The following is a 6,464-nucleotide window of genomic DNA, read 5'->3' as shown; positions in this document are numbered from 1 at the left end:
GATATATCGGGCAACTCCGGACGGGGGGGGGGCGCGGGGGGGCGGGGGGGGGGGGGGGGGGGGGGGGGGGGGGGGGGGGGGGGGCGCCGCGGGCCCCCCCCACCACCCGGGGTTGCGCTGCTCCTGCCGGATCAGGCGATCGAGAAGGTGACGACCGTCTGGTAGGTGTCGGCGAACATGAACGGCGGGAGCTGGATCATCCCGGCGCCCCCGACGGCGAACTCACCGCCGGTCAGCTCGTCCCCGCCGGCGGCCTGCGAGGCCACCTTCATCGGGGTCTCGGAGATCGCGCCGGGGGTGCCCGCGGTGCAGGTGCTCGGGCTGTCCGGGTTGGTCACGGTGCAGGACGGCTGGATGCCGATCTGCGCCTTCGCCATCGAGTGGCCGGTCGCCTGGTTCAGGAACGGCGTACGGGTGGCCGTCACGTCCCAGCCGAGCGAGCCGCCGCGGAAGTCCTGGACGGTCGCGGCGTTGAACATGCCGACCACCGACTGGGCCTTGCCGTTGATGGTGACCGAGGGGAAGGAGACGGCCGGCTGGCCGTCCTTCGGGCCGAGCGCCAGCGGGCCGGGGAGGACCTCGATGTTCACCGGGTTCTTCACGCCCGCCTGGTCCTCCAGGTACACGAAGGACTTGTACGGGGTGACCGAGCCGTCGATCTTGATGGCGTCGGCCTTCTTGCTGACGGTGATGTTGCAGGTGGCGGCGCCGGTCGCGTCCGCCGTACCGGTGCCGGTGTCACCGGTCGCCGCGCCCGCGAGCAGGGCGGAACAGGTGACCGGGCCGGCCGGGAAGTTCGCGCCGTTGACGACGACGGCCGTGCCGGCCTTGCCGCTGTTGGGCGTCAGCTTCGTGGTGACCGGGTCCTTCGGCAGGGCCTCGACCGCGACCGAACCGAGGGTGGCGCTGGGCCGGGGCGCCGGGGTGCAGGTGGTGGTGAACACCGAACCGCTGAGGTCCGCGTCGGTCACCGCCAGGTCGAGTCGGACGTCGACCTTGGTGCCCTCGGTGCCGTCCGGGATCTTGATCGTTCCGGAGAAGGCCTTCGGGTCGAGCGGGGTGCCGGCGACGACACTGACGGTCTCGGGCGGGCTGGTGACCACCTGGGTGGTCGTCCCCACCTTGAGGGTGATCTTGGTGGTGTTCACCGTCGTGACGGAGAAGCCGGGGATCAGCGGGCTCGCACCAGGGTCGATCGTGATCGGCACGACGTCGCCGGCCTTGGCCCCGTCGGGCACCGTGATCGTGTAGTTCTGGTTGCCCGAACCGTCCGGCTGCGGAGCCGGCGCATCGCAGTTCTCGAAGACGGGGGTGGTCACGGTCGCCGCCTGAGCGGTGCCGGTCAGGCCCACGACGCCGCCCGCCAGCGCGAGGGACAGGGCGCCCGCCCCGGCCAGGACTCTTCGTCGGAACGTTGTACTCACTGGGTCGCGACTCCTTCGTCAGACGAACCCTCCCCCCACCCGCTGTGTGGGGGAGGCCGAGCCGGTGCGGTGGCCGACATTGACGCGTCGCGGTGTTGAGAAGTCAATGACTTGCTTTCGCCCGAAGCACACAGAAATTGATGTCCCATCAGGCCGGGTCTTCGGGGTGCGGGGCGGATGGGATGGGAGGGGTGCCGGCGGGTGCCGACCCGGCAGCGGGCCGCCGGGTCTCGCCCTACGGCCGGAGTTGCCGGCCGGCGGGTCTCGCCCTACGGCCGGAGCAGCGGGCCGCCGGGTGTCGCCCTACGGCCGGAGCAGCGGGCCGGCGGCCGTCGGGGCGTGCAGGAGGAGGTTCGCGGTGCCGGCCGGAACGCCGGTGAGGCGGCCCGCCACGGCGCCCCGCACCAGCGCGTCGGAGACTTCCGCGGGAGTCTTCGCGAGCCCGCCCGCCGCGAGGCCCTCGGCGAGGATGAGTGCGGCGACGCCCGCCGCGTGCGGGGCGGCCATGGAGGTGCCGGAGGCGCGCGCGAGGGCGGTCGTCGAGCCCTTCCAGGCCGAGGTGACGGCCACGCCCGGCGCGGCGAGGTCCACGCAGCGGCCGTGACTGGAGAACGGAGCCCACTGGTCCGCGGCGTCGACCGCGCCGACCGTGACCGCGGCCGGCACGGCGGCGGGGGAGCCCGTGCAGGCGTCGTCGGCGGCGTTGCCCGCGGCCACGGTGAACGTGATCCCGGCGGCGACCGCCCGGGTCACCGCCGCGTCGAGGGAGTAGCTGCGGGTGCCGCCCATGCTCATGTTGGCGACGGCGGGGGTGCCCGGAGCCTTGGCGGCGTCCTTCACCATCCACTCCAGGCCGCCCAGGATGGACGTCAGGCTCGCCGACCCCTTGCAGTTGGCGACCTTGACCCCGACGAGGGAGACCCCCTTCGCGACCCCGTACGTCGCCCCGCCCAGGGTGCCCGCGACATGCGTGCCGTGGCCGTTGCAGTCACCGGAGGTCTCCATGAACACCCCGTTGTAGCCGGTCCGGGCCCGGCCCCCGAACTCCTGGTGGGCGGTGTTGATCCCGGTGTCCACGACGTACGCGGTGACCCCCCGCGCGGTGGTGGCGTACGTGTACGAGCCGTCGAGCGGGAGCTCGCTCTGGTCGATCCGGTCCAGGGGCCAGGGCGCCGGGCTCTGCGCGTCGCTGATCCGGAACTCGGAGTCCGGCTCCACCGAGGCGACCCGGGGATCGGCGGCGAGTGCGGCGGCCCGGGCGGCGGTGGTGCGGACGGCGAAACCGCTGACGACGGTGTCGTAGACGGTGCCGACCCGGTCACCGGCAGCCGTGGCCTCGGCGGCCAGCGCGGCGCGGGCCGGGGCGCGGGAGGAGGTGTCCTTGAGGACCACGACATACGGGGCGGTGGCGGCGACCCGGTCGTCGGCGACGGCGGAGGCCCGGTCGGTGACGGCGGCGGCCCGGTCGGCGGCCCGGTCTGTGGCGGCGAGTGCGGGGTGCGGCGGCAGGGCGGTGGCCGCCGCCAGCAGGGCGGCGGCCGGGAGCAGCGCGGTGAATGCGGTCATGCGCCCGATGCTCGGCGAGCCGCGGGCCGGGCGCGCGGAGGGTGCGCCGACTGGCCGCACGACACGCCGCCGGACTGATTAGCCCGACAGCGGCCAGCCGCGCATGGCGAAGACGCCCTCGTCGCGGGCTCCGGCGGAGGCGTACGTGGCCAGTGCGGCCTCGTTGTCGGTGTCGACCCCCACCCACATGCCGTAGCAGCCGCGCGCCCTGGCCTCGTCGGCGAGGGCCCGGGTCAGGGCCCGGCCGATGCCGCGGCGCCGGTAGCCCTCGTCGACGGAGAGCTCGTACAGGCACATCTCGGTGCCCTTGTCGGGGTGGCTCATCTCGACCCCGGAGACCATGCCGGCGGGGATGCCGTCGACGTAGGCGATGAGCATCAGGTGTCCCGGCGCGGCGAGGAAGCGCTCGGACCGGTCGAGCGGGGCGGGGCCGTCGAAGAGACCCTCCGCGGCCTGGAGTTCGGCGACGGTGCGGGCGGCGCGGATGTCCATGGCGGCCACGATAAGCGTGCCCGGCCTGCGGCGACCGGGATTTCCCCCCGGCGCGGCGGGCGGGGTCAGAGGCGCAGGGCCAGGGCCGCCGCGTAGGCCGGCGGGGCCGGGAGGTCCCTGAGGTCCCAGCCGGGGACGGGGGCCGGGCCGGGGCCCGAGCCCACGTACGGCTCGGCCAGGCCCTCGGCCAGGCCGGTGCCCGTGCCCTTGAAGTAGGCCTCCTTGCGCGACCACAGGCGGGCCAGCGCCTGCGGCCGCCGCTCCGCGGGCAGCGCGGAGAGCTCCGCGGTCTCCGCCGGATGCAGGGCGTTCAGCACGTCCGCCACCGCCGCCGCGCTCGGCAGCGCCTCCACGTCGACCCCGACCGGCACCGCCGCGAACGCGAGGTACGCCAGGTCGTCGCTGTGCGAGAGCGAGAACTGCACCGCGCCTCCCGCCACCGCCGGCCGCCCGTGCGGCCCGTCGCAGCACGGGCAGTCCTCCCGGACCAGGGAGACCTCCTGCGGGGCCACCCCGAGGTAGCCGCCGAGCAGCACCCGCAGCCCCACGTGGGAGGCGAGGTACCGGTGCCGGTCCCCGGCCCGCAGCAGCCGCCCGGCCCGGTCCCGCTCGTCGGCGTCCAGGACCGGCAGCGCGTCCTCCACCCGGTGACCGCCGACCACGTCGAGGGTGGTGTCCAGGGACCACACCGCCACGCCGGTCCCCGTCGGGGGCAGGCCGGTCCGCGGGATGTCCTCGCCGAGTCGGTTCACGTGCGTGCTCACGCCATGAGGGTAGTCGAGGCGCCCGCCGCCACCCCGGTTACCCTCGTCCTCTCGCTCTCTCGTCGATCAAGGAGCCCATGGTGCGAAGTGCCGCCGTCACGCCGGGAGATGACCGGATCCGCTGGGTGGAGCTGCCGGGCGCGGAGCCCGCCCGCGTGTACGTGCACGGGCTGGGGTCGACCTCGCCCGCCTACTTCGCCGCGAGTGCCGTGCACCCGCTGCTGGCGGGCCGCCGCTCCCTGCTGGTCGACCTGCTGGGACACGGGCACAGCGACCGTCCCGAGGACTTCCCGTACACCCTGGAGGCGCACGCCGACACCCTCGCCGCCGCCCTCGACGCGGCGGACGTCACCGGCGCCGAGGTGATCGCCCACAGCATGGGCGGAGCCGTGGCCGTCGTCCTCGCCCACCGGCACCCCCGCCTGGTGTCCCGGCTGGTCCTGGTCGACGCCAACCTGGACCCGGTACCGGTCGTCCCCCGCGTCGCCGGCAGCAGCGGGATCGCCTCCTACACCGAGGAGGAGTTCCTCGCCGGCGGCTGGGCCGAGGTGCGCGACCGCGTCGGCGCGCACTGGTGGTCCACCATGCGCCTGGCGGACCGTACGGCCCTGCACCGCAGCGCCGTTCACCTCGCGGCCGGCACCACGCCGACCATGCGCGAGCTGCTGCTGGGGCTGAAGGTCCCGCGCACCTACCTGCTGCCCGCGGCCGACGGACCCCTCGCCGGAGCGGAGGCCCTGGAGGCCGCGGGGGTGTCCGTGGTCCCCGTCCCGGACTGCGGGCACAACATCATGCTCGACAACCCGGAGGCCTTCGCCCGGGCGACCGCAGCCGCCCTCACCGCCTAGGACCGGGGCCGGTCCGGGCCCGGCCGGGGCGCCAGGCCAGGCCCTAGCCGCGGCTGCGGGCGTGGGCCTGCGCCGGGGCGCCGTCCGCCGTCTTCGCGACCGGTGACGGGGTGCCGTCGGTCCAGGCGTAGACCCGCTTGCCCCGTACCGCGACCTGGTACTGGTAGTAGTCCCGGCAGTCGGGCCGCTCCTCGGCCCGGGTGCCGTGCGGCCACCACTTGGCGTCCATCCGCCGGCCGCCCAGGTCCCTCGGCGCGCCGGCCGTGCACTGCGGGCCGTCCAGCGGGGTCGCTCCGAGCGTGAAGCGGATCAGCCTGGCCTCGCCGGTGGTGCGCGCACGTATGCGTATGTCCGTGGCGTCCTTGGGCACCCAGGACGGCAGCGTGAAGGCCGGGTTGCCGCGGGTCGGCGCGTCGGCGGTGGTCGCGAAGTGCTTGCTCTTCTCCTTGAACACCTGGTCGTTGATGGAGTCGGTCAACGGGTTGGGCGGGAGGTTGGGCAGCGCGAGGGCAGCGGCGGCGACGACTCCCACGGTGGTGGCGGCGATGACGAGGGGACGGCGTTTCATGTGATCCAGTCTCGGCCGCCGGGGCCTTCCGGCGCGTCCCTCCGCAGGACGAACCCGATGTCTGCCGGAAGTCTGATGCCGCCTCATACCTGAGGGCCGGTCCGGCTACGGCCGGGATGTGCGACCTCCCCCTTCCCGCCCGCCACCCGGGCCTCTGAGCGGCCGTTATAGCGGCGTTAAGGGGCGGCGATAGGACGTGCCCCGACGGTGGATCCCACGCCGTACCGGGGGGTTACCCGGCGCGGTCCCCCACCCCCGTCCCGGAGGAATGCCATGCGCCGTCGTCTCGCTCCTCTCCTCGCACCGGCGGCCGCGGCCGTCGTGCTGGTCGTCGCGTCCCCCGCGTCGGCCGTCCCCGCCGACAAGCCGCAGCTCCTCGGCAGTTGGACGCAGACCAGCGCCGCCAGCCACAACGCCTGGGTCGCGGCACGCGGCGACCAGGGCAAGTGGGCGGCGTACAAGTTCGACTGGTCGACGGACTACTGCTCCTCCTCGCCCGACAACCCCTTCGGGTTCCCCTTCCAGACGTCCTGTGCCCGCCACGACTTCGGCTACCGCAATTACAAGGCCGCAGGCGCGTTCCCGGCCAACAAGGCCCGCTTGGACGACGCCCTCTACGCGGACCTGAAGCGGGTCTGCTCCGCCTACTCGGGTGTGAAGAAGGGCTCCTGCGACAGCACGGCCTGGACCTACTACCAGGCCGTCAAGGCCTTCGGCGTCGCACCGCAGGACGTCCCGCAGGACGTCCCGCAGGACGTCGCCCACGGCGCGCCCGCAGCCTAGGTCGGGTCGTCGGAGTCCC

Annotated in this window: 7 protein-coding genes; 2 read left to right on the top strand and 5 right to left on the bottom strand. The window is 74.4% G+C overall.

Going from position 1 to position 6,464, the window contains the following annotated elements:
- Positions 1 to 131 precede the first annotated feature (131 nt).
- The 4 genes from ACIPK4_RS02935 to ACIPK4_RS02920 form a co-directional block, all read right to left on the bottom strand.
- Positions 132 to 1,424, bottom strand: a complete 1,293-nt coding sequence (locus ACIPK4_RS02935; protein ID WP_402308845.1) for a hypothetical protein — start codon at positions 1,422 to 1,424, stop codon at positions 132 to 134.
- Positions 1,425 to 1,727: 303 nt separating this feature from the next.
- Positions 1,728 to 2,990: a S8 family peptidase gene (locus ACIPK4_RS02930; protein WP_402308843.1), complete on the bottom strand. Its 1,263-nt coding sequence runs from the start codon at positions 2,988 to 2,990 to the stop codon at positions 1,728 to 1,730.
- Positions 2,991 to 3,068: 78 nt separating this feature from the next.
- The gene (locus ACIPK4_RS02925; protein ID WP_054220840.1) at positions 3,069 to 3,482 is read right to left on the bottom strand and encodes a GNAT family N-acetyltransferase; all 414 of its coding nucleotides are present in this window, start codon (positions 3,480 to 3,482) and stop codon (positions 3,069 to 3,071) included.
- Positions 3,483 to 3,547: 65 nt separating this feature from the next.
- Positions 3,548 to 4,246 (bottom strand): 4'-phosphopantetheinyl transferase family protein, encoded by a 699-nt coding sequence (locus tag ACIPK4_RS02920; RefSeq protein ID WP_402308841.1) that lies wholly within the window; start codon positions 4,244 to 4,246, stop codon positions 3,548 to 3,550.
- Between the two features lie 80 nt (positions 4,247 to 4,326).
- Here ACIPK4_RS02920 and ACIPK4_RS02915 point away from each other — a divergent pair, with 80 nt between their 5' ends.
- Entirely contained in the window at positions 4,327 to 5,094 is a 768-nt protein-coding gene (locus tag ACIPK4_RS02915; protein WP_402309066.1) for an alpha/beta fold hydrolase, read from the top strand.
- 43 nt (positions 5,095 to 5,137) lie between these two features.
- Here the strand turns inward: ACIPK4_RS02915 and ACIPK4_RS02910 are convergent, their stop codons facing one another.
- Complete coding sequence (locus tag ACIPK4_RS02910; RefSeq protein ID WP_402308840.1) at positions 5,138 to 5,662, bottom strand: hypothetical protein; 525 nt, start codon at positions 5,660 to 5,662, stop codon at positions 5,138 to 5,140.
- A 273-nt stretch (positions 5,663 to 5,935) separates the two neighbouring features.
- Here ACIPK4_RS02910 and ACIPK4_RS02905 point away from each other — a divergent pair, with 273 nt between their 5' ends.
- The gene (locus tag ACIPK4_RS02905) at positions 5,936 to 6,445 is read left to right on the top strand and encodes a phospholipase (RefSeq protein WP_402308839.1); all 510 of its coding nucleotides are present in this window, start codon (positions 5,936 to 5,938) and stop codon (positions 6,443 to 6,445) included.
- The last annotated feature ends 19 nt before the right edge of the window (positions 6,446 to 6,464 follow it).

The organism is Streptomyces sp. NPDC086989, from assembly GCF_044745505.1.
Classification (GTDB): Bacteria; Actinomycetota; Actinomycetes; order Streptomycetales; family Streptomycetaceae; genus Streptomyces.
This window is presented reverse-complemented; position numbering and strand designations above follow the sequence as displayed.